General features: G+C 69.3%; 26 protein-coding genes. 11 read left to right on the forward strand and 15 right to left on the reverse strand.

Going from position 1 to position 25,703, the window contains the following annotated elements; all coding sequences use genetic code 11:
- Positions 1-44: 44 nt before the first annotated feature.
- Both ABZV58_RS26545 and ABZV58_RS26550 read right to left on the reverse strand, forming a co-directional pair.
- Complete coding sequence (locus ABZV58_RS26545) at positions 45-461, reverse strand: organic hydroperoxide resistance protein (RefSeq protein WP_067778871.1); 417 nt, start codon at positions 459-461, stop codon at positions 45-47.
- A 142-nt stretch (positions 462-603) separates the two neighbouring features.
- The gene (locus ABZV58_RS26550; RefSeq protein ID WP_355002873.1) at positions 604-885 is read right to left on the reverse strand and encodes a hypothetical protein; all 282 of its coding nucleotides are present in this window, start codon (positions 883-885) and stop codon (positions 604-606) included.
- Between the two features lie 287 nt (positions 886-1,172).
- Here ABZV58_RS26550 and ABZV58_RS26555 point away from each other — a divergent pair, with 287 nt between their 5' ends.
- Both ABZV58_RS26555 and ABZV58_RS26560 read left to right on the forward strand, forming a co-directional pair.
- Positions 1,173-1,319, forward strand: coding sequence for a hypothetical protein (locus tag ABZV58_RS26555; RefSeq protein WP_355002874.1), 147 nt, complete (start codon positions 1,173-1,175; stop codon positions 1,317-1,319).
- 84 nt (positions 1,320-1,403) lie between these two features.
- Positions 1,404-1,757 (forward strand): hypothetical protein, encoded by a 354-nt coding sequence (locus ABZV58_RS26560; RefSeq protein WP_355002875.1) that lies wholly within the window; start codon positions 1,404-1,406, stop codon positions 1,755-1,757.
- A 13-nt stretch (positions 1,758-1,770) separates the two neighbouring features.
- Here the strand turns inward: ABZV58_RS26560 and ABZV58_RS26565 are convergent, their stop codons facing one another.
- Positions 1,771-2,718, reverse strand: a complete 948-nt coding sequence (locus tag ABZV58_RS26565; RefSeq protein WP_355002876.1) for an antibiotic biosynthesis monooxygenase — start codon at positions 2,716-2,718, stop codon at positions 1,771-1,773.
- Positions 2,719-2,728: 10 nt separating this feature from the next.
- On the reverse strand, positions 2,729-4,138 hold the full coding sequence (locus tag ABZV58_RS26570; protein WP_355003090.1) for an amidohydrolase family protein: 1,410 nt from the start codon (positions 4,136-4,138) through the stop codon (positions 2,729-2,731).
- Positions 4,139-4,274: 136 nt separating this feature from the next.
- Here ABZV58_RS26570 and ABZV58_RS26575 point away from each other — a divergent pair, with 136 nt between their 5' ends.
- The 5 genes from ABZV58_RS26575 to ABZV58_RS26595 all read left to right on the forward strand — a co-directional run bounded on the left by ABZV58_RS26575 (position 4,275) and on the right by ABZV58_RS26595 (position 12,570).
- Positions 4,275-5,276: a hypothetical protein gene (locus tag ABZV58_RS26575; RefSeq protein ID WP_355002877.1), complete on the forward strand. Its 1,002-nt coding sequence runs from the start codon at positions 4,275-4,277 to the stop codon at positions 5,274-5,276.
- 374 nt (positions 5,277-5,650) lie between these two features.
- A complete protein-coding gene (locus ABZV58_RS26580) occupies positions 5,651-6,400 on the forward strand; it encodes a hypothetical protein (RefSeq protein WP_355002878.1) in 750 nt (249 codons plus the stop codon).
- A gap of 115 nt (positions 6,401-6,515) precedes the next feature.
- Positions 6,516-7,529, forward strand: coding sequence for a glycosyltransferase (locus tag ABZV58_RS26585; protein WP_355002879.1), 1,014 nt, complete (start codon positions 6,516-6,518; stop codon positions 7,527-7,529).
- On the forward strand, positions 7,526-10,570 hold the full coding sequence (locus ABZV58_RS26590) for a trypsin-like peptidase domain-containing protein (protein WP_355002880.1): 3,045 nt from the start codon (positions 7,526-7,528) through the stop codon (positions 10,568-10,570). Before ABZV58_RS26585 ends, ABZV58_RS26590 begins: the two co-directional genes overlap by 4 nt.
- The gene (locus ABZV58_RS26595) at positions 10,570-12,570 is read left to right on the forward strand and encodes a glycosyltransferase (protein WP_355002881.1); all 2,001 of its coding nucleotides are present in this window, start codon (positions 10,570-10,572) and stop codon (positions 12,568-12,570) included. The genes ABZV58_RS26590 and ABZV58_RS26595 overlap by 1 nt, the downstream gene beginning before the upstream one ends.
- On the opposite strand, the gene ABZV58_RS26600 is transcribed toward ABZV58_RS26595, so the two are convergent.
- Both ABZV58_RS26600 and ABZV58_RS26605 read right to left on the reverse strand, forming a co-directional pair.
- The gene (locus tag ABZV58_RS26600; protein ID WP_355002882.1) at positions 12,544-12,870 is read right to left on the reverse strand and encodes a CU044_2847 family protein; all 327 of its coding nucleotides are present in this window, start codon (positions 12,868-12,870) and stop codon (positions 12,544-12,546) included. The two genes, ABZV58_RS26595 and ABZV58_RS26600, sit on opposite strands and share 27 nt — an antisense overlap.
- Before the next feature lie 182 nt (positions 12,871-13,052).
- Positions 13,053-13,412 (reverse strand): Rv2640c family ArsR-like transcriptional regulator, encoded by a 360-nt coding sequence (locus ABZV58_RS26605; protein WP_355002883.1) that lies wholly within the window; start codon positions 13,410-13,412, stop codon positions 13,053-13,055.
- A 100-nt stretch (positions 13,413-13,512) separates the two neighbouring features.
- Here ABZV58_RS26605 and ABZV58_RS26610 point away from each other — a divergent pair, with 100 nt between their 5' ends.
- On the forward strand, positions 13,513-14,016 hold the full coding sequence (locus ABZV58_RS26610) for an ArsI/CadI family heavy metal resistance metalloenzyme (protein WP_355002884.1): 504 nt from the start codon (positions 13,513-13,515) through the stop codon (positions 14,014-14,016).
- A 92-nt stretch (positions 14,017-14,108) separates the two neighbouring features.
- Here ABZV58_RS26610 and aztD read toward each other — a convergent pair whose 3' ends face one another.
- Genes aztD through aztB form a run of 3 tightly spaced genes read right to left on the reverse strand, consistent with a single transcriptional unit; the run spans position 14,109 to position 18,189 of the window.
- On the reverse strand, positions 14,109-15,269 hold the full coding sequence (aztD, locus tag ABZV58_RS26615) for a zinc metallochaperone AztD (RefSeq protein WP_355002885.1): 1,161 nt from the start codon (positions 15,267-15,269) through the stop codon (positions 14,109-14,111).
- 32 nt (positions 15,270-15,301) lie between these two features.
- The gene (gene aztC / locus ABZV58_RS26620; protein ID WP_355002886.1) at positions 15,302-16,213 is read right to left on the reverse strand and encodes a zinc ABC transporter substrate-binding protein AztC; all 912 of its coding nucleotides are present in this window, start codon (positions 16,211-16,213) and stop codon (positions 15,302-15,304) included.
- On the reverse strand, positions 16,210-18,189 hold the full coding sequence (gene aztB / locus ABZV58_RS26625; protein WP_355002887.1) for a zinc ABC transporter permease AztB: 1,980 nt from the start codon (positions 18,187-18,189) through the stop codon (positions 16,210-16,212). The genes aztC and aztB overlap by 4 nt, the downstream gene beginning before the upstream one ends.
- 39 nt (positions 18,190-18,228) lie before the next feature.
- Between aztB and aztA the strand changes: the two genes are divergently transcribed.
- A complete protein-coding gene (gene aztA / locus ABZV58_RS26630) occupies positions 18,229-18,939 on the forward strand; it encodes a zinc ABC transporter ATP-binding protein AztA (RefSeq protein ID WP_355002888.1) in 711 nt (236 codons plus the stop codon).
- Between the two features lie 10 nt (positions 18,940-18,949).
- Complete coding sequence (locus tag ABZV58_RS26635) at positions 18,950-19,759, forward strand: APH(3'') family aminoglycoside O-phosphotransferase (protein ID WP_355002889.1); 810 nt, start codon at positions 18,950-18,952, stop codon at positions 19,757-19,759.
- A gap of 6 nt (positions 19,760-19,765) precedes the next feature.
- Here ABZV58_RS26635 and ABZV58_RS26640 read toward each other — a convergent pair whose 3' ends face one another.
- The 4 genes from ABZV58_RS26640 to ABZV58_RS26655 all read right to left on the reverse strand — a co-directional run bounded on the left by ABZV58_RS26640 (position 19,766) and on the right by ABZV58_RS26655 (position 23,128).
- The gene (locus ABZV58_RS26640; RefSeq protein WP_355002890.1) at positions 19,766-20,905 is read right to left on the reverse strand and encodes a hypothetical protein; all 1,140 of its coding nucleotides are present in this window, start codon (positions 20,903-20,905) and stop codon (positions 19,766-19,768) included.
- Positions 20,892-22,196 carry a hypothetical protein gene (locus tag ABZV58_RS26645; protein WP_355002891.1) on the reverse strand — a complete coding sequence of 435 codons (1,305 nt, stop codon included), beginning with the start codon at positions 22,194-22,196 and terminating at the stop codon, positions 20,892-20,894. Before ABZV58_RS26645 ends, ABZV58_RS26640 begins: the two co-directional genes overlap by 14 nt.
- Positions 22,193-22,516: a hypothetical protein gene (locus tag ABZV58_RS26650; protein ID WP_355002892.1), complete on the reverse strand. Its 324-nt coding sequence runs from the start codon at positions 22,514-22,516 to the stop codon at positions 22,193-22,195. The genes ABZV58_RS26645 and ABZV58_RS26650 overlap by 4 nt, the downstream gene beginning before the upstream one ends.
- Before the next feature lie 309 nt (positions 22,517-22,825).
- A complete protein-coding gene (locus ABZV58_RS26655) occupies positions 22,826-23,128 on the reverse strand; it encodes a hypothetical protein (protein ID WP_355002893.1) in 303 nt (100 codons plus the stop codon).
- Positions 23,129-23,293: 165 nt separating this feature from the next.
- On the opposite strand from ABZV58_RS26655, the gene ABZV58_RS26660 reads away from it, so the two are divergent.
- Positions 23,294-24,709, forward strand: a complete 1,416-nt coding sequence (locus ABZV58_RS26660; protein ID WP_355002894.1) for an MDR family MFS transporter — start codon at positions 23,294-23,296, stop codon at positions 24,707-24,709.
- Between the two features lie 10 nt (positions 24,710-24,719).
- On the opposite strand, the gene ABZV58_RS26665 is transcribed toward ABZV58_RS26660, so the two are convergent.
- Both ABZV58_RS26665 and ABZV58_RS26670 read right to left on the reverse strand, forming a co-directional pair.
- Positions 24,720-25,478 (reverse strand): hypothetical protein, encoded by a 759-nt coding sequence (locus ABZV58_RS26665; protein WP_355002895.1) that lies wholly within the window; start codon positions 25,476-25,478, stop codon positions 24,720-24,722.
- Positions 25,475-25,684 carry a hypothetical protein gene (locus ABZV58_RS26670; RefSeq protein WP_355002896.1) on the reverse strand — a complete coding sequence of 70 codons (210 nt, stop codon included), beginning with the start codon at positions 25,682-25,684 and terminating at the stop codon, positions 25,475-25,477. Before ABZV58_RS26670 ends, ABZV58_RS26665 begins: the two co-directional genes overlap by 4 nt.
- Positions 25,685-25,703 lie beyond the last annotated feature (19 nt).

A 25,703-nucleotide genomic window follows, 5' to 3' on the forward strand; every position in this document is an offset into this window, starting at 1 on the left:
AGCGGGGCTCAGGCGCTTCGAATCTACTACGCGGACTTGCGGATTCAGGCGACGACCAGGTCGACGTCGATGTTGCCTCGGGTGGCATTGGAGTACGGGCAGACCTGGTGCGCCGCGTCGACCAGCGAGCGCGCCACACCGGACTCGAGGCCGGGCAGGTCGATGGTGAGGGTGACGGCCAGGCCGAAACCGTCGCCGTTCGGGCCGATGCCCACCGCGCCGGTCACCGAGGAGTCCGCGATCTTCACCTTCTCGCGGCGTGCGACCAGCTGCAGCGCGCTGTGGAAGCACGCGGCGTATCCCGCGGCGAACAGCTGCTCGGGGTTGGTGCCCGCGCCACCCGCGCCGCCGAGCTCCTTCGGCACGCTCAGTTCGAGGTCGAGCGCCTGGTCGGAGGAGCGGACCTGTCCGCCGCGTCCGGCGCCGGTCGCGGTGGCCTGTGCGGTGTAGAGGGTGTTCATGGGGTGCCTTTCTGGGAGAACCTGCCGTGCCCCATGAACGGTAGCGAGCAACTGAGTTGCGTACAACTAATAAGCGATGTGAAAAGGGTCGCACACCGCGGGCGGAGTCGGTTCCGTCCGCGGTGCGCGACCCTTCCGGCGGCTAGATCACCGCGTTCATGATCGTCCCCGCGCTCGTGGCGACAGCACCTCCCGCCATCGCGCTGGCGATCATCTTCGGCGACTGCAAACCGCCGCCGTTCCACTTCTCCCAGGCGAAACGGCCACCGCCGTAGGTGATGGCGGTGATCCCGGACAGCTGGACCAGCCAGGTGAAGTACCGACCCATCTGCATGAGCTTGTCCGCCAGCGGCGGCGCTTCCGGGGTCGGATTACTCACCTGCGCGAGGACTGTGTCGTGTAGCGCGCAGAGGATCGTGCTCACTGTCATGCTCCTTCGCGGATGCTGAGGTGATGCTGGGGATTCGTCTTCACGAGGGCGCGTTACTTCGAAAAACTCGTCGACCTGTTCAATTCAACCTCAGCAAGATCATGTGATGTGGCAGACACACCGAAATCGGCATGACCCGACTCACAGCTGTTCACCCGTGCCACACGAGCCCCGCAGTTCTAGGATTCGAAGGGTGCAGGGGGATGGAAGAAAGGGCACGGGCGCGACGCGGCGCCGTCCCTGTTTCGACGCCGACCTCACACCAATTCCGGGGAGGGCACATGGCTTTTCTGCTTCCACTGCTGTTGCTGATGCTCGTTGTGACCGCGTCCGTCGTCGTTGCCGCCTACGGCACGGTGTTCGCCACCTACTGGTTCGAAATGCGTCATCACCACACCGACCCGCCGGATCTGTCGGCCACGCGCTGACCGCTCGCGTTTGAGACCGGCCGGTCCGGCAACTCCGGTCACGGGTGTCGCCGACTCCCGTGACCGCGAGCGGAGGTGAGCCGGATGGTGAACGATGTCGAGAAGCGCTGGTCCGATCCGGAGGGATTACGCCAGGCCGTCCGCTACGATCTCGCGATTCTCGGTACGACCGCACTCGTCGCTCTGGTTGCCGCGGTCTGGGCCGCCGGGCGGGACGAGTGCCTCTCCGGTCCGCTGCTGTGCGATGCCGCCTCGGGCATCGCGGTCCTGCTCGTCCCCGCCGTCATCCTGCTGGCCGGTGGGATCGGCGCGTTCGTGATCACGTATCTGCGCTGGCGGCAGGGCCGGGTCTGGCCGATCTGGCAGGGCGCGGGCTGGTTCCTGTTCATGGTGATGCTGGTCTACGTCTCGATCGGCGGCACCGCAATGTCCCAGTGACACGCGGGCACGCTCAACGGTTGTAGTCCCAGTAGTGCAGCCATTTCACCGTGGCGAACAGCAGCAACGTCAGTGCGTAGAGGACGACGACTATGGCGGCGCCGAGCGCGCTGATCCGCCATCCCGCGCCGTCGACCGGATCGAGCCAGCGCCGGAAACAGGCCGCGACCGCGGGCGAGAGGATGTAGCTCATCAGCGCGACGCTCACGATCTGGCTCAACCACATCGCCAGCCAGGGCGGCGCTCCGTTCTCGTCGAGCACCGGGCCGAGGAAACGAGACAGCGTCATCACCGTCGGATAGAGCACAAGAAGCACCAGCATCGCGATCTTCCAGGTGGGCGTCACCCGCGTCCGCCCGTCGACGGTGCGCAGCGTGGATCCGAACGGCGTGGTGTGCGCGACGACCGAGAAATCCTCGGTCAGTTCGGCGCGCAGTGCGGGCAGGGCCGCGGCCCGCTGCTCCGAGCGCATCCAGTCCGACAAATGCTGCGCGGTGCGGAATCGGAGCACCGAGAACCACCGGCCGGTGTCGCCGCGACAGAACAGCGCGACGCCCTCGAATCCGGGGAACGTGGCGCTCAAAGTGACCAATTCCGCTTCCGCCGCAACGAAATCGGCGGCCTTACCGTCGGCCACGCTGTGGTGGAACACCCCGACACCCGGCGGCGGCAACTCACCCTCGACGATGACCAGATCCGAGCTCTTCCGGTGGATTCCGAGCGCCTCGCCCTCGGCGAGCACCCGGGATCTGGCCGCCGAGTCCAGGAATTCGTTCACCAGCGCCTCGGAGCGGAAGGTGACGCTGAATCCGGGTTCCAGCGCGGGATCGTCGCTCACCGCACGACAGCACTCCACGAATCCCTCTGCGGCGAAGGCGGTTTCGCCCATCCAATCCAGCCAGGCTTCGAAGGACTCGGCGTCCGGTGGGCGGTGGAAGACCGTGACGGCGGTGGCGTTCATCGGCGGTCCGCTAACGGTCGTCGATGCGGCGACCCTGGACGTAGACCTGCGCGACCGCCGCCTCGCCCATTCCCATCAGCAACGCGAACAGCGTCTGATCGCGCGCCAGGACCGGGTCGTCGGACCGGATCCCTTGCGCCAGTACGCTTTCCAGCGCCTGTTCGAACGCCGGGTCGACCACGACGAAGTCGGCTTCCTTGCCGAGATCGAAGTTCCCGAAGCGGTTCTCCATGTCGAGGGCCCGCGCACCGGCCAGCGTTCCGGTGAACAACATCTCGGCCGGATGCATCGACACACCGTCCGCGCCCGATTCGGAGATGTGCACCTTGAACGCCGCCGCGAGCACCCGCGGAATCGACCATTCGTCGCCGCCGCCGTAGTCGGTGCCCGCCGCCACCGTGACGCCGGAGGCGATCGTCCGCTTCCATGGCATCGTCCCCGAGCCGAGGAACTGCTGGGACACCGGACAGTGCGCGATCGAACTGCCGGTCTGCTTCAGCCGCCGCAGTTCCGCGTCCTGACAGTGCACGCAGTGCGCGAGGATGCTGCGCCTGCCGAGCAGGCTCTTGCCGCCGACCTGCGAGCCGGGCAGGAACTTGCCGTCGTAGGTGTCGAGGTACGAATCCACTTGGTACGCCTGCTTGGTGCTGTCCACCTCGCCGGTGCCGGGACGGTTGTTCTCGTTCAGGTGGCTGTGGAAATAGACGCCGCGACCGCGCACCGAGTCGTAGAGCTCACCGAGGTTGTGCAGCGTCTCGCGGGTCACCGACAGCGAGAAGCGGGGCACGATCGCCACGTGCAGCAAAGCGGTGTCGACGTCGCCGGTGTCGGCGGCGTGCCAGGTGTCGATCTCCGCCTTGGTCAACTGGATCGCCTCGTCCTCGGAGGTCAACAGCGGTGCGACCGACTCCTCCTCCCCCGTGGTCTGAATTCCGCGACCACCGACCATGCGCAGCCCCCGGCGGCGCGTCTCGCCGAACAGCGCGTCCTGCGCGTGCGGGAAGGCCGACCCGAACACCATCGCGGCGGTGGTGCCCACGGCGATGCGCCTGGCACAGAATTCGACGGCCGCCCGCTGTGCGTACACCGGATCGGCGAGCCGGGATTCCGCGGGATACATGCACAGCGTCAGCCATTCGAGCAGCTGGCCGCCACCGTAGGCGTCACCGGCGAAGGTTTGCGGGAAGTGGATGTGCGCGTCGACGAAACCGGGAAGCAAGAAGCCTGGGCGGTGGTCGAATTCGTCCGCACCGCGAAATTCGGCGGGAATCTCGTCGCGGCCGCCGCAGTAGGCGATCCGACCGTCGTCACCGACGACCAACGCGCCGTCCGGCACGGAGACCAGCGCGTCCGCCGCGTTCTGGACGGTGGGGCGCCCGGCGACGTGAAAGATGTGCCCCAAGTGCACTTGGCTCACCAGTCGAGCACAACACAGCGGACGGCGCCATATCGGCGATTCCCGGAAAAGGCGCGCCTACCTGCGGCTCAGTCGCTGTTCACCACCTACCGCAACGGCTCCGCAAACCGCCGGTCACCTCGTGCCATACTCGATAGGCATGACCGCAGAAAACGCTCGTGCCGGATCTGCAGTTCCCGACGCATCGGCCGTCGCCGCCGCGCTGCAGATCGCTCGCCGCGCTCCCTCCCTGCACAACTCCCAGCCTTGGCGCCTGATCTTCGACGGCAAGCGGCTGCACCTGCACAGCGATCCCGATCGGTCGCTGCCGATGGCCGACCCGGACGGTCGCCAGCAGGTGATCAGCTGCGGCGCCATGCTGCACCACACCAGGACCGCCTTCGCCGCGAACGGCTGGCACACCGACGTCGTGCGCCTGCCCGATCCAGCGCGGCCGCGCTATCTGGCCGCGCTGGCCTTCCGGCCTTGGCCCGACCCGCCCGAACGCATTCGCACGCAGGCCAAAGTCATCGGTCGCAGGTACTCCGACCGGCTCCCGATGGACGAACCCGAGGGCTGGGACGCGCTGCTGCCCGGCGTCACCGAAGTGGCGCGAACGTGCGAAGTCACCCTCGACGATCTGCCCGGCTCGGTGCGCGAGCGGCTCGCCGCCGCCTCCGATCAGGCCGAGGCGTTGCGCCGCTACGACAAGCCGTATCAGAGCGAATTGCGCTGGTGGACCGGGCATTTCGACCTTCCCGAGGGCATTCCGCCGACCGCGCTCGCTACCGCGGCCGAGGCCGGACGCGTGCCCGTGCGCCGCGACTTCCCCACCGCGCCGGGGCCCACCCGCCGCGCGACGCCCGAGGATCGGGCCCGGCTGCTGACGCTGAGCTCGGCCGAGGACTCGCCCGCGCACTGGTTGCGGACCGGCGAGGCGCTGTCGGCGGTGCTGCTGGAATGCACCGGCGCCGGACTCTCGACCTGCCCGCTCACCCACATCACCGAGCTGCCCGCGGCGCGCCGCGTGATCGCCGGACTGCTACCCCACCACCTGCGACCCCAGGTCGTCGTCCGGGTCGGCTCCGCGCCGGAGCCCGATCCCATGCCGCCGACGCCGCGTTTGCCGATCGAGGACATCCTGACCGTCACCACCACGTAAGCCTCGGCGCGGATTCCCACCGGGACTCGGCCAAGCGCCGACGCGTACCACGACCGTCGAAGTGTCGAATACGAGAATCGGACGAGGTGCCCGTGCGAGCCGTGACCGCCGAGGCGTTGTCGACCGGAACAGGACGAAGCGGACGAGATCGCGCAGTCCGCTAACGACCGAGCGCGGATCATCGATGGACCTCGTGTCGATGACGACACCGGCACCGGCGGTCCGGTGCCGCGTGTGCCGTCGCTTTCTCCGGCCGTGCGCAGGCCGGGGACGGATCTGGTCCCGTGCCGCCCAGTAGGCTGTCTTCGCACGTCAGCGCCGGGCGCGTCGCGCTCCCGGTCCGCCATCCGGTACCCACCTGTCAGGGAGTTCACTTGGCTCGGCAACGTCGCATCACCCGCCCGTCCGCTTCCCGTCGCGGCGCGCTCGTCACCGCCGCGCTGGCGGTCGCGCTCACCGCCGGCATCGGCGCCGCCACCGCGCGCCCGATCGGCGCCTTCGATGTCGGGGGCGCCATCGAGGTCGAATACGACCAAGCGGGCGGGCCCGCCGTCTTCGGCGACCCGGTCTCCCCCGAACTCGACGCCGGTCGCGGCGGCCGCTACCAGACCTTCGAGCGCGATGTCGCCATCTACTGGCATCCCGAGGTCGGCGCGCACGGGGTCGGCGGCTCGATCCGGAAGAAGTGGGGCGCGCTCGGCTCGGAGAACGGCGTGCTCGGCTACCCCGTCACCGGGGAACTCGCCACGCCCGGCGGGCCCGGCCGCTTCAACCACTTCCAGGGCGGATCCATCTACTGGTCGCTCGGCACCGACTCCCATCAGGTCGGCGGCGCCATCCGCGACAAGTGGGGCGCGCTCGGCTGGGAAAGCGGCGCCCTCGGCTTCCCCATCACCGACGAAGCCACCTCCGCAGGCAACGGCCGCTACAACCTCTTCACCGGCGGCGCCGTCTACTGGTCCCCGCGCACCGGCGCGCACGCCGTCTGGGGCGCCATCCGCGACGACTGGGTCCGCGCGGGCGCGGAGAACGGCCGCTACGGCTACCCCACCGGCGAGGAGTACGACTACGAAGGTGGCAAAGCCCAAGACTTCCAAGGCGGCCGGATCACCTGGCTGCCTTGAGCCGAGGCGACCCGACGAACTACCGGCCCACGGTCCCGCGCAGATCGTTTCTCGCGCTACAGGTTTCACGCCGATCCGGCTTGCCCGGACCCGCCCGTGAACTAATCTTGATCGCATGCTGGTCGGCGTCTGCGATTTTCCGAGCAAGTACGCATTTCCGCCGACCGGCTATGCGGGCATCGAACGCTGGCTGTGGGCGGCGGCGGTCGGGGCGCGCCGCGCGGGGGCCACGGTGCATCTGATCGGCCCGCAGTGGCGCGGCGAACTCGCGGACGACTGGACCGTTCGGCCGACCCGACTCGAAATGCTCAGCGGCCCAGGCCGAGCCGAATTGCGCGCCACGGGATACGACCTGCTCGTGGCATGGCACGAATACCCGGCCATGCCCACGTGGCGGCACACGTGGGAAACACTGGATTGTGCCGTGGTGGCATTTCAGCACGGCGCCGACAAACCGCAGCCCGACGGCACGTTCGACGGTCGCCGATCACGGTTGTACTGCTATTCGCCGGAAATGATGGTGCGCTACGCGGGACAGCGTCCACGGGCGGAATTGGCGGTGCACCTCGATCTGGAGGCAGACGAGCCGTCGGCCGTCGACGGCTCCGATCTGGTCTGGGTGGGCCGCATCGAGCCCGTGAAAGCACCGCACCTTGCGATTCTGGCCGCACGCCTGCTCGGCAGGCGAATACGCATCGCCGGGCCCGTATTCGACGAATCCTACGTCCGGCAACACCGGGAACTGTTCGCCGCCGAGCACGTCGAATTCGTCGGTGAACTCGGCGGCGCCGCGAAAACGGCAGCGTTCCGCGAGGGCCGGGTGTTCGTCTATACCTGCGCCCGCGACTATGTCGAGGCCGGCGCGGCGGTATTCGGTGAATCATTACGTGCGGGTACGCCGGTCGCCGCACTCGCCTGGCGCGGCGGGACGTGCGCCGAAGCCGCGTTGTGTGACTCCTCCGGCCGTATCGCCGCCGTGGATCCCGGCGCGTGCGACGCGACAGCGGCGGCGGTTCTCGCGAATGCGATCGAGGAGGCCGCCACCCTGAAGGCCGCATCGGTGCGAGAACTGGGGCTCGCCCGGTTCGACCCGGTTCGACATTTTCGCGCACTGGCGGGGGCGGCATGAGCGAGTCGGTGGGACGACTGCTGAGCGCGGGACCGCGGGAGCGGTTTCTCGGCACGGCGTTCGCCGTCGACCACTCGACATTGGTGACGGCCTTTCACTGCGTCGGCGATCGCCGGACCGGCGAAATACATTTCCCGCAGACAGTGTGGAATATCGGCGATACCGCCCTCACCGCACGATTCGCCGCGGGTGATCCAGCCGCCGACTGCGCCGTCCTCCGGCTCGACGAGGCCAGGCCGGATCTCATCGATCCGCTCCCGTTGGCGACCCAGGTGACCGCACGATTCTGGCGTGCGACGGGTTTTCCGGCCAGCCTGTCCGATCTGGGCCGCGTCACTGTGTCCGGGACGATCACCGCGGTGGACGGGCAATTGCGTGGCGTACCGGCGATTCAGCTCTACGCCGAACAGGCGGTCGGCGGCCTCGCCCTCGGCGGCTTCTCCGGATCGCCGGTATTCGCGGGCAGTGCCCCCGGCGTGATCGGACTGATCAGGTACAACCCGCCGAATCCGGACGCGCCCGAGCGCGGTGTCGGCGGCATCGTGTTCGCCTGTCCACTCGCGGCGATCCGGGCGTTGCTCGACTCCGTCGGCGCGGCACCGGTACTGGACGCCACGGGAGTCGCCGTACCCGGCCTGGTCATCGGCGCGTCGGCCGCGGGTCGTCAGACGGCTCTACCGCCGGACCGGCGCGAATTCACCGGACGCAGCGCGGAGACCGAAGAACTGGTCGCCGCGCTGACCGCGCCGGGCGCCGCGCCGATCGTCGCCATCCATGGCCAACCCGGGGTCGGCAAGTCCGCGCTCGCCATCCACATCGCCCATCTCGTCGCCGACGCGGTTCCGGACGCCCGCCTGCACATCGACTTGCGCGGTGCGGATCAACGACCGATCGCCGTCGCCGATGCGCTCGAACGACTACTCGTCGCGCTCGGCTTGCCCGCCGACGCGGTGGCGGGCACCGTGGAAGCGCGCACCGAGCAATACCGAAACCTGCTGTCCGGCAAGCGAGCCCTGATCGTCCTCGACAACGCGAGTTCCGCGGCGCAGGTGCGAGCGCTGCTTCCGCACACATCGAGCTGCCGCGTCCTCGTCACATCGCGGCGGCCGATGGGAGCCATAGACGATGCGATCACAGTGCCGCTGGGCACGCTGTCTCCCGAGGACGCAACCGATCTGCTCGCGGCGATGCTCGGCGCCGATCGTCGGGCCACCGATCGCGCGGGCATCGAGGAGGTCGCGCGTCTGTGCGGCAATCTGCCGCTGGCGATCCGAATCGCCGCGGCTCAGCTGCGATCCCGTCCGCATTGGACCATCGCGCACCTCGCCGGCCGGCTGGCCGACGAGCGCCGCCGATTGTCGGTACTGGCTGTCGACGATCTCGCGGTGCGCGCGAGCTTCGACAGCAGCTACACAGCGCTCGATACCGAACTCGCGACCGCGTTCGCGGCGCTCGGCGCGATTCGCGCTCCCGACTTTCCCGCCTGGACGCTCGCCGGTTTGCTGGACATTCCGTTGTTCGACGCGGAGGAACTGCTCGACGAACTCGTCGACGCGCAACTGGTCGCCTTCGCCCGATTGGATCTCACCGGTGGTCACCGATTCCGCTGCCACGACCTGTTACGGGTGTACGCGAGCGAGAAAGCGGCCGAGCGCCTTTCCGATCACGAACGGTCGCAGGGCAGAAGCCGGCTGTTCAGCGGATACCTGACGCTACTGCTCGAGGCGATGGCGTCACTCGGGCCGGGCAAGGATCTCTTTCTCGCCGAGTCCGTGCCGATCGTGTGGCGTCCGCCCGCCGAGATACTCTCGTCGACCCGGAGCATCAGTGCCGCGGAGTGGTTCGCCGATGAGCGTCCCGGGTTGGTCGCCGCCGCACGCCAGGCTTACGACGACGAACTGTGGCCCTACGTCTGGGGTCTCGTCGACGTGCTGAACGGTCTGTTCGTCGCGCAGCGCCACGGCGAGGAATCCCTGGAAATGAAGGATCTGGCTCTCCGCGCCAGCCGCGCGGCCGCCGATACCGTAGCCGAGACCGGGGTCCTCTACTCCTACACCGGCTACTACATGGGCAAAGGCGCCTACGCGGAAGCGGTCGCGGGGCTACACGACGTCATCGACCGCTACACCGAACTGGGGATGTCCGACCGTCAGGCACGCGCCACACTCAGCCTCGCCGTGGTCGAACGAGACCGAGGCAGGCTGGCCGTGGCCAAGCCGCTGCTCGAGCAGTGCATAGACCTCTTCACCGGCGGAGACGACGAACTGGTGCTCGCCTCCACTCGACAGAACTACGCCGTCGTCCTCCGGGACCAGGGCTGGCTGGCCGCCGCCGACGCCAATCTTCGACTGTGCCTGCCGATTTTCCGTGCTCATGACGACAATTCCGCCTGCGGACGCGGACTGCACACCCGATCGGTGCTGCATCTGCAGCTGGGCCGCCTCACCGAGGCCGCAGCCGACCTGGACGAGGCGAGGCCGCTGTGCGTGAAGGCCGGCGACGCCAGGTGGACCGGGATCGTCGACCTGTTCAAGGCGCGCTTGCTCGGGCATCAGCGGCGGTGGCCGGAGGTGCTCGCGGCCCTGCCCGCATGCGAACGCATCTTCGACGACAGCGACGACGATCTCGGCCGCGCGCAGGTGTGGCGCACGCGGGGCAGCGCGTTGCGTGCGCTCGGCGACTTTCCCGCCGCACTGGCGGAATACGCGCGTGCGAACGAGATGTACGACGCGACCGGCGAGGACCGCATGAAGGCGAGACTGCGGTACGGCACGGCGCTGACCCGGCTCCGCGCCGGGAACGCGGACGAAGCGTTGTCCGGATTCACCTCGGCCGCGGCGATGTTCGAGGAACTCGACGACCAACCCTGGTTGCTGCGGACGCGACGGTGGCTCGCCACGCTGCGATCGGACGACGAATCGGCATCCGACTGGACGGAAGTACGACGCATCGCGGAGTTGTTGATCGACCGAGCCGGTCCCGGGTACTTCCCGGTCTGGCTGCGTCCGATCCTCGACGACGCGGTCGCGAAGGGGGGATAATGCGTATCGCATACGTATGCCGTGACCTCGCCATCGGCACGATGACGGGTCCGGACGCCCACGTCTTCGCCGTGGCCGCCGCCATGGCGCGGCACGGCCACGAGGTACACCTGATCAGCGAACGGCTCGCGGCGCCGTGGACGCGAATGCTGCGGAATATCGTTGGGCTGCACTGGCAACCGACGCTGCCGGAGCGAGAAGGGCATTGGTATTTCACCGACGAGCAGTCCTACGCGGATCGGGTGTACGACACGCTACGGCTGCTCCACGAGGGTTCGCCGCTCGATGTGATCGACTTTCTCGACGCCGGTGGTGAGGGGCTGACGGTGCTGCGCGCCCATCGGCTGCTCGGACAGTTCCACACCAGCCGCATCGTGGTGTCGCGACACCCCTGGGCGAGCGCGAGCGACGGTCCCCAGGTTCAGCGACCAGCGACATTCCACAGGGAACTGACCACGTTCGCCGAGCGGTACACGCGGCGGCACGCGGATCTCGTGTTGACCTGCGGCGGCAACGCGACCCGGCTCGACACCGACCACGGTGGCCGGGTCCGGGCGTACCCGCCTGCCCTGCCGGATCTCGATCCGGGGAACCGCCGTATCGCTTGGCGGGCCTCGGGCACGATTCTCTGGCTCGGAACACTCTGCCCTGGAGCGGGTATCGATACGATGATGCGGGCAATGGAGCTCGTTGTGGCGCGAATACCCGACGCGCGCTTGGTGATACGTGGCAGCGATACCCCTACCGATCCGGTCGGTAGGTCCTATTGGCGGCACACCCATGCCAGCCTGTCGGCGGAGTTGCGCCGGGCCGTGACCTTCGCCGGGCCGATGCACCCGGACGCCGTTCGGGAACAATCAGCGATGCTCTGCGTGCTGGCCGCGGGTTCCGCGAGTACACCGGCAGATGCGTTGTGGGCCATGAGCGTCGGCTGCCCTCTCATCGTTCCCGACGACAGTGTCGGCGTGGGTTTCGTCGACGACGACCGAACCGGACGTATCGTCGCCGTCCGCGATGCCGACGCGCTCGCCGCGGCGATCATCGACGCGATGCTCGACGCGGAGGCCGCTGCACGACTCGGATCTGCCGCACGCGCGGCCGTCCGCACCGATCACGCCAGCGCACGGATCGCGGAAAGTCTCACCGCCGCTTACCACTCGGCGTCGCCGCCAGCACGATTGCCGACGCCGACCGGGCTGGTCTCCGTGGTCATTCCGCTGTACAACTATGGCCGATTTCTGCCCGCGGCGGTGGCGTCGGTACGCGAATCCGGTTATGCGAATGTGGAAATCGTCGTAGTCGACGACGGATCGACCGACCCGGAGACCGCCGCGGTGCTGGACGACATGTCCGGCGTGACGAAGATCCGGCAGCCGAATCGAGGCCTCTCGGCCGCTAGGAACACCGGAATCCGCAGCAGCCGAGGGGATCTCGTGCTCGTCTTGGACGCCGACGACCGGATTCGTCCCGGCTTCCTGTCCGCCGCCGTCGCCGCCATGCGGAGCGATGACACACTCGGCTACGTGGGTGGCTATGTCCGCTACTCGGGACTCCTCGACCTCGTCTACGTCCCGGCGGGCATGGTTCCCGAGCTCAACCTCGTCCTGCACACGCACCTCAAATCCATGGTGCTCTATCGCAAGCGGGCACTCGATGAGGTCGGCGGCTACGACGAGAACCTGCCGGCGTTCGAAGACTGGGAGCTACAACTGCGCATGGATCTTTCCGGCTATGCGTCCGATGTCCTACCCATCGTCGGCCAGCTCTACCGACGCCACGCCGAATCCATGTCGTTCCAGCACAGCAACGGGATGCGCAACGAACTCGTTCAATACCTGGTGAGCAAGCACGCGGGCGCACTCACGCCCGCGCGACTCACCGCACTACTGCTGATCCTGGTCGACATGTGGAAAACGGGTTATGAGCCGAGCACTTCGGTCATGCTGCAGCGCGAGCAGCACCCGGCAGACCGGTTACCCGACGGCGTTGTCGCGCCGTGACCAGGTCAGACTCGCCTGAAAGGTGCTGCCCGCCTTCGCCTTCGAGATGATGACACCGACCTCGGATTCCAAGTTCAGCGAGAACTGAAGGCTCGCTTCGGACAACTGCCATCCGCCCTCGGACGGCTCGTCGAGCTGACTCGCGAGGCTCTCGCGCAGTCGAGACGCGATACCCGCCAACGCCTCCCCCAGTTCTCCCACCCGATCACCGAACTTGTCCACCAGATCGGAGGGACCGAGATCCCCCGCGTATCCAGGCTGCGGCACGATCTCGACGCGAATATCGCCGTTGTCAGTCATGCCGACAAGTATCGCCGCCCGTTGTTTCGCCCGCAGCCGATGCGGACACGACCGTGCGGCTTGCTCGGTGGTCGGCGTGATGACAACCGGCTGGCTCGCCGTTCTCCACCACGACCGCCGCACGCAGAGTAGGACGCCCGCGCTGAACGCATGAACGCGTCGAAGACGGTCGCCGACCGCGACTACGTGCAGCAGTTCGGGTCCAGTACGACGCACAGCGCCGACAGCGCCTCTCGCCGCGCGCGGTGGTAGATGTTCATGCCGCGGCGTTCGGATTCGATCAGGCCCGCCTTCTTCAGCTGGCCGAGGTGGTGGCTGACGGTGGATTCGGCGAGGCCGACGACGGCGGCGAGGTCGCCGGTGTTCCGCTCGCCCGCCGTGGTGGTCAGCAGCAGCGACATCAGTTTGACCCGCACCGGGTCCGCGATCGCCTTGAGCCGCAGAGCCACCTCCAGCGCGGCAGCGTCGTCGATCGGCCCCGCGGCGACAGGTGCGCAGCAGACGGGAGCGGACATATCGATCACGGGCAGAGCCTTCGGCATGCGACCAATCCTACGCACCTTGTTGACATATGTCGAAAAGGGGACGAGACTTCAGGTCGGAAGTTCTTCGATATATGTCTCACAAGTGGAGGTGTCCGTCATGTCTCGCATCCAACTCGCCCTCAACGTCGACGATCTCGATCGGGCGGTGACGTTCTACTCGACCCTGTTCGCCACCGAGCCCGCCAAGCGCAAGCCCGGTTACGCGAACTTCGCCATCGCCGAGCCCCCGCTGAAATTGGTGCTCCTGGAGAACCCCGGCCACGGCGGCAGCGTCAACCACCTCGGCGTCGAGGTGGAATCCTCGGAGCGAGTGCACGCCGAGATCGCGCGACTCTCGGACGCGGGCGTGTTCACCGAGGAGGAGATGGCGACGACGTGTTGTTTCGCCACCCAGGACAAGGTCTGGGTGACCGCGCCGGACACCGAACGGTGGGAGGTCTACACGGTGCTCGCGGACAGCGAAACCTTCGGCGCCGCACCGCGATCCGCGAGCGAGGAACCATGCTGCGGCACCACCGAGGAGGCGGTCGCCGAGGGCGCGTGCTGCGGCACGTCCGCCAAGCGGGATGCCGTCGCGTCGGGCGCCGCCTGCTGCGGATGACCCTGCGTTGCCCGGATCCGGCCTCCCCTCATGACGGCCGGAATCCGGGCCTTACCGCGCACTCGCGCCCACGACGCTGCCGCGAGTACGGCTCAGTGCGCCAGCACGCCGCTCAACTCGTTCGGGCTGTCCGGCAGGGTGGCCGACGCGGTGACCGCGCCCGTGGCGAGGTCGACGCGGTGCACCTTCTTGGTGGCGGGATCGGAGACGTAGGCGACGCCGCCGCGGACGAACAGGGCCGGGCGGGCCTGCTGCCACTTCAACGGCTCCTGCCAGGAGTCGATGACCGGGATGGTGCGGGTGACCGTGCCCGCGACCGGATCGATGACGTGGATGCGGCCGTCGGTGCCGAGCACCAACGCCTCGCCCTGCGGGCCGCGGCCGAGCGAACGGAATGTGTAGCTGGTGCCGATGTCGACCAGGCGCAGGGTGCCGGCGGCCGTGTCGATCAGCGAGACCTGCTGCGGCCGTTCGAGTTCCGCGTCCTTGTCCTTCTTGTAGTCGCCGAGCACGATGGTCGATTCCGGGCTGCCCGCCTGGTTGCCGATGCGGCCGTAGGGTGTCGAGCTCGCCACCTTGGTGATGACGCCGCCGCGGTAGACCAGCGCGCCGGTCTGGCAGCCGACGACCACGGTGTCGCCCGCGGCGGTTGCCTCGCCGTGCACGCCGGGGCAGTCCTCGTTGCGGGCGATCTCCTTGCGCTGGGCGTCGAGCACCGTGATACCGGTGCGCTTCTCCTCGGTGCCGAGCGTGACGACCAGCGACCCGTCGGCCAGCTCGATGGCGACGCCGTGGTGCGGCGCGGCCGACTTGTAGACCTCGGTGGCGGGCTTTCCGTCGGCCAAGCGCGCCGGGTCGAAGGAGGTGACTTCGCCGGTACCGTCGGCGAACAGCACCGTCCGCCCGGCGTGCTGGACCACGTGACCCGGTTCGGCGCCGGAAAATTCGATCTCGGTGAACTCGGCCGCGACGGCGTCGTAGACGCGGAACCCGTCTTTGTGCGACACCATCAGATGCCGGTCGTCGCCCGCCGGGTTGAGGCGGTTGAAGCCGTCGAGCGCTGTGCTGCCGCGCAATTCGAGTGTCGCGCCGTCGAGCACGTGGATGCCGCCGTCGTAGGTGACCGCGATGGGCTCGGCGATCCGCTTGCCCGCGGGCTCGTCCTGGTCCGAGCCGCATCCGGCCAGCGCGAGCGCCGCGGTGAGCAGACCGGACAGCGCGAGCGCGGTGCCGTTCCGTGGCCGAAAGTGCATGTGGTGCTCCCTTTTTCGTTCCAACTCTGCGTTCATGGGGCCAGTCCGCGGGTGATCGCCTCGGTGTTGGCGCGCATCATCTCCAGGTAGGTCTCGGCGCCGCCGCCCGGCCCGGTGAGCGATTCGGAGTACAGCGGGACGACTCGGACGTGCAGCCCGGCCTGTTCGGCGAGCACGCGGGCGAGTCGGTCGGGCTGGGCGGAGTCGGCGAAGATCGCGCCGACTCCCGCGCCGCGCACGGCTTCGGCGAGTCCGGCCAGATCCGACGGGCTCGGGGAGGCGAGCGTGGTGCCGCCGGGAATCACGGCGCCGATCACCTGGAAGCCGTAACGCTCTGCGAGATAACCGAATACGTGATGGTTCGTGACCAGCTTGCGCCGTTCGGCCGGGATGGCGGCGAACCGCTCGGTCATCCACCGGTCGAGCCGATCGAGTTCGCCGAGGTAGCGCTCGGCCCGCTCGCGGATCGCCGCGGCATCCACGCCCGCGACGTGCGCGATCACCTCGTCGCGGATGATCTCGACGGCGCGGCGGACGCGCACCGGGTCGGTCCAGAAGTGCGGGTCGGGGCGGTCGGCGCCGACCTCGGGGCGATAACGCAACGGATCGATCTGGTCGCCGACCGCCACCGTCGCGACACCGGCGTGCGCGGCGGCGTCGACGTGGCGCTGCACGCCTTCCTCCAGCCCGAGACCGTTGTGCACGATGAGCCCGGCCCGCTCCAGCCGCGCGGCCTGCTGCGCCGAGATCGCGAAGTAGTGCGGGTCGGCGTCGGGCCGCATGAGCACCGCCACCTCGGCGGCGTCGCCGACGATCGCCTCGGTCAGATCGCCGAGGATGTTCGTGGTTACCATGATCTCGCGGCGCTCGGCGCCCGAGGACACGCATCCGGCGAGCACGAGCACCGCGGCAAGGAGCATCCCGAGGTGAGCCGACGCCCTCATTCGCCCGCCTCCGCCATCAGCGCGGGGGCGATGTCGAGCGCGAAGGTGCGAGCTGTCCGCAAGTCCGAGTAGTCGATCTCCCATACTTTTCGTCCGCCGGGATCGTTGACGTAGGCGCGGCTCGAATCGACCACGATGTCCGCGGCGGAGCCGGGCGCGACGAGCTGCTTGCGGGTGCGTTCGGTACCCGTCGCGGGGTCGTAGGCGTGCAGCACGCCGTCGGCGGACAACGCGAGCAGCGGCGCGCCTTCCCCCGCCGTGTTCGTCGCGAGCACCGGCCCGGTCTCGACGAAGGTCCATGTCTTGCGGCGGGCGTCGAGCAGCCACGTCCCGCGCTCTCCCGCCCTGGCCGCCAGGGTGGCGCTGCCGGGGCGGTGCCGGAATTCGACAGCGCGCTCGGCCTGGGGAACCGGACGCGGGTACGCGATCTTGGTCGCGGTGGCGCTTCCCTCCTGGACGTTCACCACCAAAGCGCCGTCGGCACAACCGAAGACGACGCCGATCCGGGTCTGCGCCGTGCCGCGCGGTTCCGGGCACGGCTCCGCGACCGCGGCGACCACCGCACCGTCACGTCCGCGAACCTCCACCCGGCCATCGGTCCGGCGGGTCACCACCGTGTGTTCCCCCGACGGCACGGCCAGGCCGCCCGCGTGCGCGCCGCGGTCGGGTACCGAGCCCGCGTCCAGCGCGGCGCGGTCCAGCAGCGCGGTGTCGCCGCTGTCGAGCACGAGCGCGGCCACCGACGGGTCCGCGGCCGCGGCGATCACCGGCCCGGCGGAGTACACGCCGACGTCTCGGATGGGCGCCTTGTAGTAATGCACGTGGTCACCGTGATCCACCAGCCAGGTACCGGTGTCGACGATTCGAATCCCCTCCGGCGTGGCCAGATACGCGTAGCGACCGTCGCTCGCTACGCGGGTGACGCCCGCCGCTGGCGCGAGATCGGTGACCCGCTCCGAGAGCAGGTCCAGCACTCGCACCGCGCCGGACTCCCTGTCCGCCAGAACGAGTCGCGGCTGCGGTTCCGCGGCCTCCTCCGCGCCCTCGACGTAGCCGTGCGGCGCCGATTCGGCGTCGTCGGCAACCCGATCGGCGCCACAACCGACCAACGGCAGCACGGCTGCCAGCGCCAAAGGCCCGAACTTTCTGCCCGAGAATCGGATTCGACTCCGCAACGCGGAGAACGACGCGGACACGAAGAACAGCGCCACCGCGACGGCAGCGATGGTTGCCCCCGCCGCCGTACCGAGGTGCCAGGAGATCAGCAGTCCGGTCACCGTCGCCAGCGCACCGAGCAGCCCGGCCACGGCCATGATCACCGGAAGCCGGTGCGCCCAGAACATCGCCGCGGCGGGCGGTGCGATGAGCAAGCCGAAGACCAGCAACGTGCCGACGATGTGGAACGAGGCCACGATGGCGAGCGTGATGAGACCGACCAGGGCCACCTGCGCGACCTTCGGCCGCAGCCCGAGCGTATGCGCGGTGCGCGGATCGAAGGCCAGCGCCACGAACGCCCGGTGGCCGAGCACCGCGACAGCGGCCGCACCCAGCAGTGCGACGACCAGGTAGACCAGATCCCGGTCGCGGATCGCCAGCACGTCGCCGAACAGGAAGCCGGTCAGGTCGACGGCGAAAGACTGTGCCCGCGAGACGATCACGACACCGATCGACAACATGCCGACGAACAGCAGTCCGATGCCGATGTCGGCCGAGAGCCGTGCGTTCCTGGTCAGCGCGGATACCCCGAGCGCCATCGCGCCCGCGCTGAACGCCGCGCCCACCAACAGGTTTCCGCCGAGCAGTGCCGCGATCGCGATGCCGGGCAACATACCGTGCGCCATCGCGTCGGCCAGAAAAGCCATGCCGCGCACCACGACCCAGGTGCCAGCGATGGCGCACAGGCACGAGACGAGCAAGCCGCCCCAGAGAGCCCGCTGCACGAACGACACCTCGAACGGGGCGATCAACCACTCCATGAGGCGACACCATAGAATGAAAACGGTTATCATTTCAAAATGAGTGACGGGAGACACAGTGTGAACCGAGCGGACCTGCGACTGGCCGGATTGTCGGCGGGCTACCGCGGCCGGGCCGCACTGGCGGATGTCACCGCCACCATCCCGGCGGGCCGGATCACTGTGGTGCTGGGGCACAACGGCTCCGGCAAGTCGACGCTGCTCGCGGCGCTCGCCGGGGTGCTGAAACCGCTGGCGGGGACCATCGAGCGACCGGGCATCCGGCGGACCGCGTTCGTCGTGCAGCACAGCGCGGTGCCCGCGACGCTGCCGATCACGGTGCGGGAGACGGTCGCCATGGGACGGTGGGCGCACCGCGGACCGTGGCGGCGACTGCGGCGAACGGATCGCGCGGTCGTCGCGGAATGCCTGGCGCGCATGGACATCGCCGACCTGGCCGACCGACGCCTCGACACACTCTCCGGCGGGCAGAGACAGCGGGCGCTGCTGGCGCAGGCGCTGGCCAAGGAGGCCGACCTACTGCTCCTCGACGAGCCCACCACCGGGCTGGATACCGAAGCGCGGCAACGGATCACGGATCTGCTCGAAGACGTCGCCGACCGCGGCGTCACCGTCGTGCACGCTACCCACCAGCGCGACGAGGCGCTGCGCGGCGGCCATTGCCTGCTACTGGAGAACGGCAGGCTGCTCGCCGAGGGCGATCCGGTGTCGGCCCTCGCGCTCGGTTCCGCGTCTCGAGCGCGCTGCTAACGTCGATACAGTGTCCGACGCGCTGACTCGATTCCGCTCCGTTCTCCCGGCCGACACCGAGTGGGAGCCGGTCGAGGGTGGGGAGTCCGGGGCCGCCGTGTTCCGCGCCGCCGACGGCTCGCGGTACGCGAAATGCGTCGCGGAGGAGTTGGTGACCGAACTGCGCGAGGAGTGCGACCGGGTCGAGTGGTTCAGCGGCCAAGGCATTCCCGGGCCGCATCCGGTCTTGTGGCGACGCACCGGCGAGGCCGCCTGCCTGGTGACCACGGCCGTATACGGCGTGCCCGCCGCCCGCGTGTCCGCCGAGGAGCTGTCCGCCGCCTGGCCATCGATCACCGAGACCGTGCGCACGCTGCACGAAATACCCACGGACACTTGCCCGTTCGAACGCGACGTCACCAAGATGTTCGCCAAGGCCGAGGACGTGGTTGCCCGCGACGCGGTGAATCCCGAATTCCTGCCCGAGGAACAGCTGACCATACCGACGCGGGTCCTCTTGGCGCGGCTACGCGCTCAGCTGGACGTGCGGATCGCGCAGGAGGCCGCGGAATACGTGGTGTGCCACGGGGATCTGTGTCTGCCGAACATCGTCCTCGACCCGAACACCTTGTCGGTCACGGGATTCCTCGACATCGGCCGTCTCGGCGTGGCCGATCCGTACGTCGACATAGCACTGCTGCTTGCCAATTCACGGGAAGTGTGGCCGGACGAGCGAAGCGCCCTGGACGCCGATCGGCGCTTCGCCGAGCGCTACGGCATCGACCTCGACGCCGACCGGCAGCGCTTCTATCTCCACCTCGACCCGCTCACCTGGGGGTGAGGCGAATCAGGCCATCGAGATGCCGGTGATCAGGGTGCGGCCGGTGACGGTCTTGGTGGTGATGATCTGGGTGAAGGTCTTCGGCTGCTGACCCGGATACTGCTGGGTGAGCCGGACTTCCCAGTGCGACTGCCCATCTCCCGCGCCGACGGCGGTGCGGGTGATCTGGACGCAGTAACGGGTCCCGACCGGCACCTGGTCGATGCCGCGCTGAATCTGCTCGGCGGGCGGGACCGTCGCGTCCGCGGCGACGACGGCGCGCGCCGCCGGACCCGAACGTTGCACGTAGTAGGCGCGTTCGAAGGCGAGGATCGCCGAGGGTCCGTCGGTGGTGCCGCCGATGCCGGTGCCCGAGACGACATCACCGGTGCGGCGCTGTTCACACCCGGGAGTCGCTACCGCCGTGGGGGAATCGGGTCCCGTCGGGGTAGGTGACGCGGGCGCCGGTGCGTCGTCGGCCGCGGGGACGGAGCTGGTCGGCGCCGTCACGGTGCGGGTTCCCGAGCTGGGCAACACCGCCCAGACGATCGAGCCGATCCCGACGAGCAGACCGAGGACGATCAGCACAGCGATGATCCTGTTGCCCCGTTCGGGTTGCTGTTCCTGCGGGCGCGGGCGCGGACGGCGCAGCGCGGGACCGGGATTGCCGCCGGTGCGGTCGATGATCGCGGGCACGAACGTGTTGCTGTCGTCGGTGCGGCGATCCGGTTCCGGCTCGTCGTCTACCGGTACCCGGATCTCGACCGTCGGCTGCTCGGGGAATTCCTCGGCGCGGGTCGGCGGGTCGAGCCATTCGGCCCACTCGCCCATCCGGCGCTGCGGCTTCCGTACCGGCGGCGCGGCGGGCGGCTCCAGCGGGTAGGCCTGTTCCGGTGTGCGCGGCGATCCGGAAACCAGCGGCAGTCCGGATACGTGCGGCGGTTCGAAAACGCTCGGTGGCTCGGATACGTGCGGCTCGGGTATCCGCGGCGGCTCCGGTGCGCGCAGCGGCGCGCTGTACGACGACCCGGGTCGACGTCCCGTGGGCCGCCGCCGTCGACGCTTGCCCGTGGGAGGCGCGGGCAAGCGCAACATCGGCAGACCCGTGTCGAACGGATTCGGCTGTCCCTGCTCCTTGTTCGACGGGCCCTGGTCAGGGCGCGTCATCGCCGAAGTCGCCGATCACGGCGGCTGGGACGGTGACCGATTCGGGGATCATCGCGGCCGCGGGCACCGTGACTCCGAGCTGGCCGTCGCGCGGCCTGCGGTCCTGATCGCCGCCGATCGGCGGCGGCATCGCGACGCCGCCGTGCGTGCCGGGCGGCCCGGTCGGTTCCGGCGCCGGCTTGGGCGGCGGCGCGTCCTGCGGCGCGGGCGTGGGCGGGATGATCGAAGCGGGCGGGGCGGGCCTGGCCTCCGGCTTCGGCGCATCCGGCTTCGCGCTCGGTCCGGTCGAGTTCTGCGCCGGATTCGACGGCGTCGAGCCGCCGCCGAAGTCGATCACCTTCGACGGGGTGCCGGACGTGCCGCCGCCGTTGCCGTTCGTGGTGCTGCCCGGGTTGATCAGCTCCGGGATCGCCTTGTCGATCGCCTTGTCCGCCGAGGCGGCGACGGTGTCCATGGCGTGCGTGCCGACCTCGACGATCTTGTCGATGAGGTGCGTGCCGATGTCGACGCCCGCCGAGATGGCCGCGGTCCCGAGCTGCACGCCCGCCGAGATGAGCTGCTGCTGGAGGTGCAGCTGGGCGGCCTGCTGCGGGTCCAGCGGCTGGCCCTGCACCGTGGTGCCGGGGACCGTGGTCGTGGCGGTGCCGCCGAGGGACGGCTGACTCGTGCCGCCGATGCCGCCGGGCTGCGTGACGGTGAGCGGGCCCATCTCGTCCAAACGGCGGGTGTGGTCGTTCATCTCGGTGCGCGCGGTGCCGACCGTGGCGATCGCGTCACGCAGCGCCTGGGCCGCGCGCTCGATGACCGCGTCGGTGTCGGGCGCGGCGGTCGCGTTGCCGAGAATCACCCGCGCGTCCCGGCGGAAGTCGGCGATGATCTGATCCACCCGCCGCGCGGCGCGTGCGCTGGTGGCCTGGGCGTCGCCGAGCACCGACAGGTAGGCGGGGCCGCGATCGGTGATCTCGCCGATCTCGGTCTGGGTGGTGCGCAGCGCGGGCACGGCGGCGTCCGCGCCGCGCGAGGTCCAGGTGGACTCCAGCGCGTACAGACCGTCTCGGTGCGGGCCTTCGGAATCGGCGGCGTGCGTGGACGCCGCGGACAGCGCGCCGGTGATCGCGCGGTCGGGCAGGGTGGCGCCGGTGCCGAGGGTGGCGCGCAACGAGAGCATCGGCTGCACGAGCGCCGCGACGATCGGCGGGTCCGAGGTCGGATCGTTGCTGACGACCGGCAGCGTGTCGGTGCTGGTCTGCTCGGTGGGTCGCCGTCGGCGTAGACCGCTGAGCCGCCTCATGCCAGCTCCTCCCCGGTCTTCGCCAGAGCGGCCGCGGTCTCCGCGTCACCGGTCCGCATGGCGGCGTCGTAACCGCGCAGCACCTGACCGTAGGCGGCCACCAGCTGGCCCGCGGTGGACAATGCCTGGGTGTGCTCGGACACCGCGGCGGTGAACCGCGCCACGAACTCCGCGCCGACCATGCCGAGATCGGCGTCGAGCTTCTGCGGGTTCACCGCACCGGACGCGGCGGCCGAGGCCTGCGCCAACTGCTGCGCCACGGTCTCCGCTATCGCGGTGTAGGCGGCCATTGCCGCCGGGTCGAGCTTCAGCGTGTCCATCGTTCCCCCTTCACGGAAAACCAAACTCTCGCTGTCGCATCACGGTTGAGCCGAGCTTACTGGCCGGGTCCGACACCTGCGCCGGATCACCACGAAACACCGGCGGCACCGCCTGGCCGTGCCGTGCGGGTGTGCCCATCACCGATGATGTGCGCCCGCCCGGTTCGCGACCTTCGTCCAATAGTCGCACGACTCGCCCCGAGATCGTCGGTCTGTCTTGCAATCAGCGGCGCGGCGGGTCGGATGCCACACAGCTGGAACGCTTTCCACGACAGGCGACCTGGGTCTTTCCCGAAGCAGGTCGCGGTCTCAGCGGGACAGGTCCGGCCACGGCGGGCGCCGCACGATGGCGAGCAGGGCGAGCGTCGCCGACACCAGGCCGATCGCCTGGCCGAACAGCGCGATCCGAGTGGCGTCGACGGCGGGCGTCCAGGTGGCCTGGCCGTCCTTCACGACGTACACGCCGACCGGTCGCGCGGCCGACCGGAGAAGCCCACCGGCCCTGGCGACCGTGACGATGACCGACCCATCGGGAGTCTCCTGCGGGGTTCCATAGACGAGAGCACTCGCGTCGCCCGGCCGCGTCGCGCCGAATTGTTCCAGCAGTGACATTTCCGCCCCTTCGTTCCGTGGCCCGCGCCGCGGCGGAAGCCGAGCGCCCCGCCAGCCTAGTGAAGATGAGGCGCCCCAAGGCGCGAGAAAATTCCATGCGGGAATAGCCGAGGTGGCGATACGTTCGATGAAGATGGTTAGTCGAACGAACGAAAGGGGCCGCCGGTGGCGACCGAGACAGCGCAGTCGTCCATCGGGCTCCGGTCCGAACGCGGAGCGATCCTCGGCTCGCTGATGCTGGCGACCGGACTCGTCGCCCTCGATTCGACCATCATCGCCACCGCGGTGCTGTCCATCACCGACAGCCTCGGCGGGTTCGCCCAGTTCCCTTGGCTGTTCTCGATCTATCTGCTCGCACAAGCGGTGACGGTGCCGATCTACGGCAAGCTCGCCGACACGGTCGGACGCAAGCCGGTGATCATGTTCGGCATCGCGGTGTTCGCGCTGGGTTCGCTGCTGTGCGGGTTGGCGAGCAGCATGGTCGCACTGATCGTCTTCCGCGCGGTGCAGGGCATCGGCGCGGGCGCCATCCAGCCGATGACCATGGTGATCGCGGGCGACCTGTACACGCTCACCGAGCGGGCGCGGGTCCAGGGCTATCTGGCCAGCGTGTGGGCGATGTCCTCGGTGGCGGGTCCGCTGCTGGGCGGCGTCTTCGCCGACTTCGTCAGCTGGCGCTGGATCTTCCTGATCAACCTGCCGCTCTCCGCGATCGCCGCCTGGATGCTGGTGCGCAGCTTCCGCGAGGACTCGGTGCGGCGCAGCCAGGACATCGACTATCTCGGCGCGGGACTGCTGACGCTGGGCGCGGGCGCGCTCATCCTCGGCCTGCTCGAGGGCGGGCAGGCGTGGGCGTGGTCCTCCCCCGCGAGCATCGGCATCTTCGCGGGCGGCGGGCTGGTGCTCGTCCTCTTCGCGCTCGTGGAGCGACGCGCGACGAATCCGATTCTGCCGCTGTGGGTCTTCACCCGCCGGGTAGTGGTGGCGAGCAGCCTGGTGTCGGTGCTGATCGGCGCGGTGCTGATCGGCCTGACCTCCTATGTGCCGACCTTCACCCAGGGCGTGCTCGGTACCGGCGCGCTGGTCGCGGGACTCACCGTCGGCGCGCTCACCCTCGGCTGGCCGCTGGCGGCCTCCCAGGCGGGAAAGGTGTACCTGCGCATCGGCTTTCGCGGCAGCGCGCTGATCGGCAGCGGGCTCGCGACGCTGGGAGCCGCGTCCACTCTGCTCATCGACGAGCACTCCACGCTGTGGCAGATCGCCGCGTCCTGTTTCGTGATCGGCACCGGCATGGGCCTGGTCGCGACGCCGACCCTGATCGCCGCGCAGACCAGCGCGGAATGGCATGAGCGCGGGGTGGTGACCTCGGCCAACATGTTCGCCCGCTCGATCGGCAGCGCCGTGGGCGTCGCGGCGTTCGGCGCGATCGTCAACTCCCGGGTCGGCGAGACCGACCATCCCGCACCGCACGTCCTGGCCTCGGCGGTGCATCTGGTCTTCGTGACCGTGGCGGTGATGGCGGCGGTCATGCTGGTGGCCTCGGCCATGATGCCGAGCCGCCGCACCGACGGCACGATTTGAACTTCGGCGGTCACTCCGCGGCGCGGCGGCCTTCGATCTCGGCCAGAGCGCGATCACGCTGCGCGGCGGGCAAACCGGCCGCCGCCGCGCGCACGGACTCGACGGCGTCCGGGGAGAGCGCGGTCAAGGTGGTGTAGAACTCGGCCCACAGGTCGTTGTCGGCGGTGGCGCGCAGCATGTCCGCGAGTTTCGGCTCCGGCACCAGGCCGACGAAGCGTTCGAGCTGCGCGACTTCGTCGACCAGGAACGCCGTGCGGGTCAGCGCGAGGCCGTCCAGCGCCGCCGCGGTGACGCGCGCCGCGTCGTCGGAGACCGAGGCCATCAGGTCGCCCAGGGTGATCCAGTCGGCGCGCTCGGCGAGTACCTCGGCGACGTCCGCGACCGTGGCCGAGGGCAGCCCGGCGATGATGGTCGCCGCGCGCCGGGCGTCGAGCTGGGCGGCGATGTCGGCGAGGAAGTCGGCGGGCAGGCGTTTGGCCACCTCCACCGCGTGTCCGGGGTCGAGCACCGCCGACATCTTGGCGGCGAGCAGCGCGTTGTGGTGGTGGCCGACCAGCTTCGCGAGGATGGGCGTGGGAATGATCTTGGCGGCGCCCGCGATTCGGCGCAGCCCGACAGACTGGTGGTCGAAGAGCATGTCGGCGATCTGCATACGGAAAAGGCGCAGATCCGTGTCGGGCACCTCGGCCAGATATCCGAGATCGTCTACCGGGACTCGCAACGTCCTGGCCAGCTTGATCAGCTGCGGGTCGGTGGCCGCGGCGGTCACATCCGCACCGCCTTCTTCACCGCGCCGCGCAGCATCCGCGGCACCAGATCGAGCAGGGAGTTCGCCGCCGCCTGAAGGTCGTAGAACTCCTTGTGCTCCGCGCGCTCGACGGTCTCGGCCAACTCCGCCTGACGGTCCGGCGGCAGCGCCGCGATGGCCGGGGGCAAATCACCGTCTATCAGTTCGGCCAGCGTCTTCTGCGCCATCGCTACCTCCGTGCGTCGG

The organism is Nocardia sp. NPDC004654 (assembly GCF_040609595.1).
GTDB lineage: Bacteria > Actinomycetota > Actinomycetes > Mycobacteriales > Mycobacteriaceae > Nocardia.

Excerpts from the sequence above, each read along its gene's own strand:
- ABZV58_RS26545 (WP_067778871.1), bottom strand. The coding sequence starts at position 461 with ATGAACACCCTCTACACCGCACAGGCCACCGCGACCGGCGCCGGACGC.
- ABZV58_RS26555 (WP_355002874.1), top strand. The coding sequence starts at position 1,173 with ATGGCTTTTCTGCTTCCACTGCTGTTGCTGATGCTCGTTGTGACCGCG.
- ABZV58_RS26560 (WP_355002875.1), top strand. The coding sequence starts at position 1,404 with ATGGTGAACGATGTCGAGAAGCGCTGGTCCGATCCGGAGGGATTACGC.
- ABZV58_RS26565 (WP_355002876.1), bottom strand. The coding sequence starts at position 2,718 with ATGAACGCCACCGCCGTCACGGTCTTCCACCGCCCACCGGACGCCGAG.
- ABZV58_RS26575 (WP_355002877.1), top strand. The coding sequence starts at position 4,275 with ATGACCGCAGAAAACGCTCGTGCCGGATCTGCAGTTCCCGACGCATCG.
- ABZV58_RS26585 (WP_355002879.1), top strand. The coding sequence starts at position 6,516 with ATGCTGGTCGGCGTCTGCGATTTTCCGAGCAAGTACGCATTTCCGCCG.
- ABZV58_RS26590 (WP_355002880.1), top strand. The coding sequence starts at position 7,526 with ATGAGCGAGTCGGTGGGACGACTGCTGAGCGCGGGACCGCGGGAGCGG.
- ABZV58_RS26595 (WP_355002881.1), top strand. The coding sequence starts at position 10,570 with ATGCGTATCGCATACGTATGCCGTGACCTCGCCATCGGCACGATGACG.
- ABZV58_RS26600 (WP_355002882.1), bottom strand. The coding sequence starts at position 12,870 with ATGACTGACAACGGCGATATTCGCGTCGAGATCGTGCCGCAGCCTGGA.
- ABZV58_RS26605 (WP_355002883.1), bottom strand. The coding sequence starts at position 13,412 with ATGCCGAAGGCTCTGCCCGTGATCGATATGTCCGCTCCCGTCTGCTGC.
- ABZV58_RS26610 (WP_355002884.1), top strand. The coding sequence starts at position 13,513 with ATGTCTCGCATCCAACTCGCCCTCAACGTCGACGATCTCGATCGGGCG.
- aztD (WP_355002885.1), bottom strand. The coding sequence starts at position 15,269 with ATGCACTTTCGGCCACGGAACGGCACCGCGCTCGCGCTGTCCGGTCTG.
- aztC (WP_355002886.1), bottom strand. The coding sequence starts at position 16,213 with ATGAGGGCGTCGGCTCACCTCGGGATGCTCCTTGCCGCGGTGCTCGTG.
- aztB (WP_355002887.1), bottom strand. The coding sequence starts at position 18,189 with ATGGAGTGGTTGATCGCCCCGTTCGAGGTGTCGTTCGTGCAGCGGGCT.
- aztA (WP_355002888.1), top strand. The coding sequence starts at position 18,229 with ATGAGTGACGGGAGACACAGTGTGAACCGAGCGGACCTGCGACTGGCC.
- ABZV58_RS26640 (WP_355002890.1), bottom strand. The coding sequence starts at position 20,905 with ATGACGCGCCCTGACCAGGGCCCGTCGAACAAGGAGCAGGGACAGCCG.
- ABZV58_RS26645 (WP_355002891.1), bottom strand. The coding sequence starts at position 22,196 with ATGAGGCGGCTCAGCGGTCTACGCCGACGGCGACCCACCGAGCAGACC.
- ABZV58_RS26650 (WP_355002892.1), bottom strand. The coding sequence starts at position 22,516 with ATGGACACGCTGAAGCTCGACCCGGCGGCAATGGCCGCCTACACCGCG.
- ABZV58_RS26655 (WP_355002893.1), bottom strand. The coding sequence starts at position 23,128 with ATGTCACTGCTGGAACAATTCGGCGCGACGCGGCCGGGCGACGCGAGT.
- ABZV58_RS26670 (WP_355002896.1), bottom strand. The coding sequence starts at position 25,684 with ATGGCGCAGAAGACGCTGGCCGAACTGATAGACGGTGATTTGCCCCCG.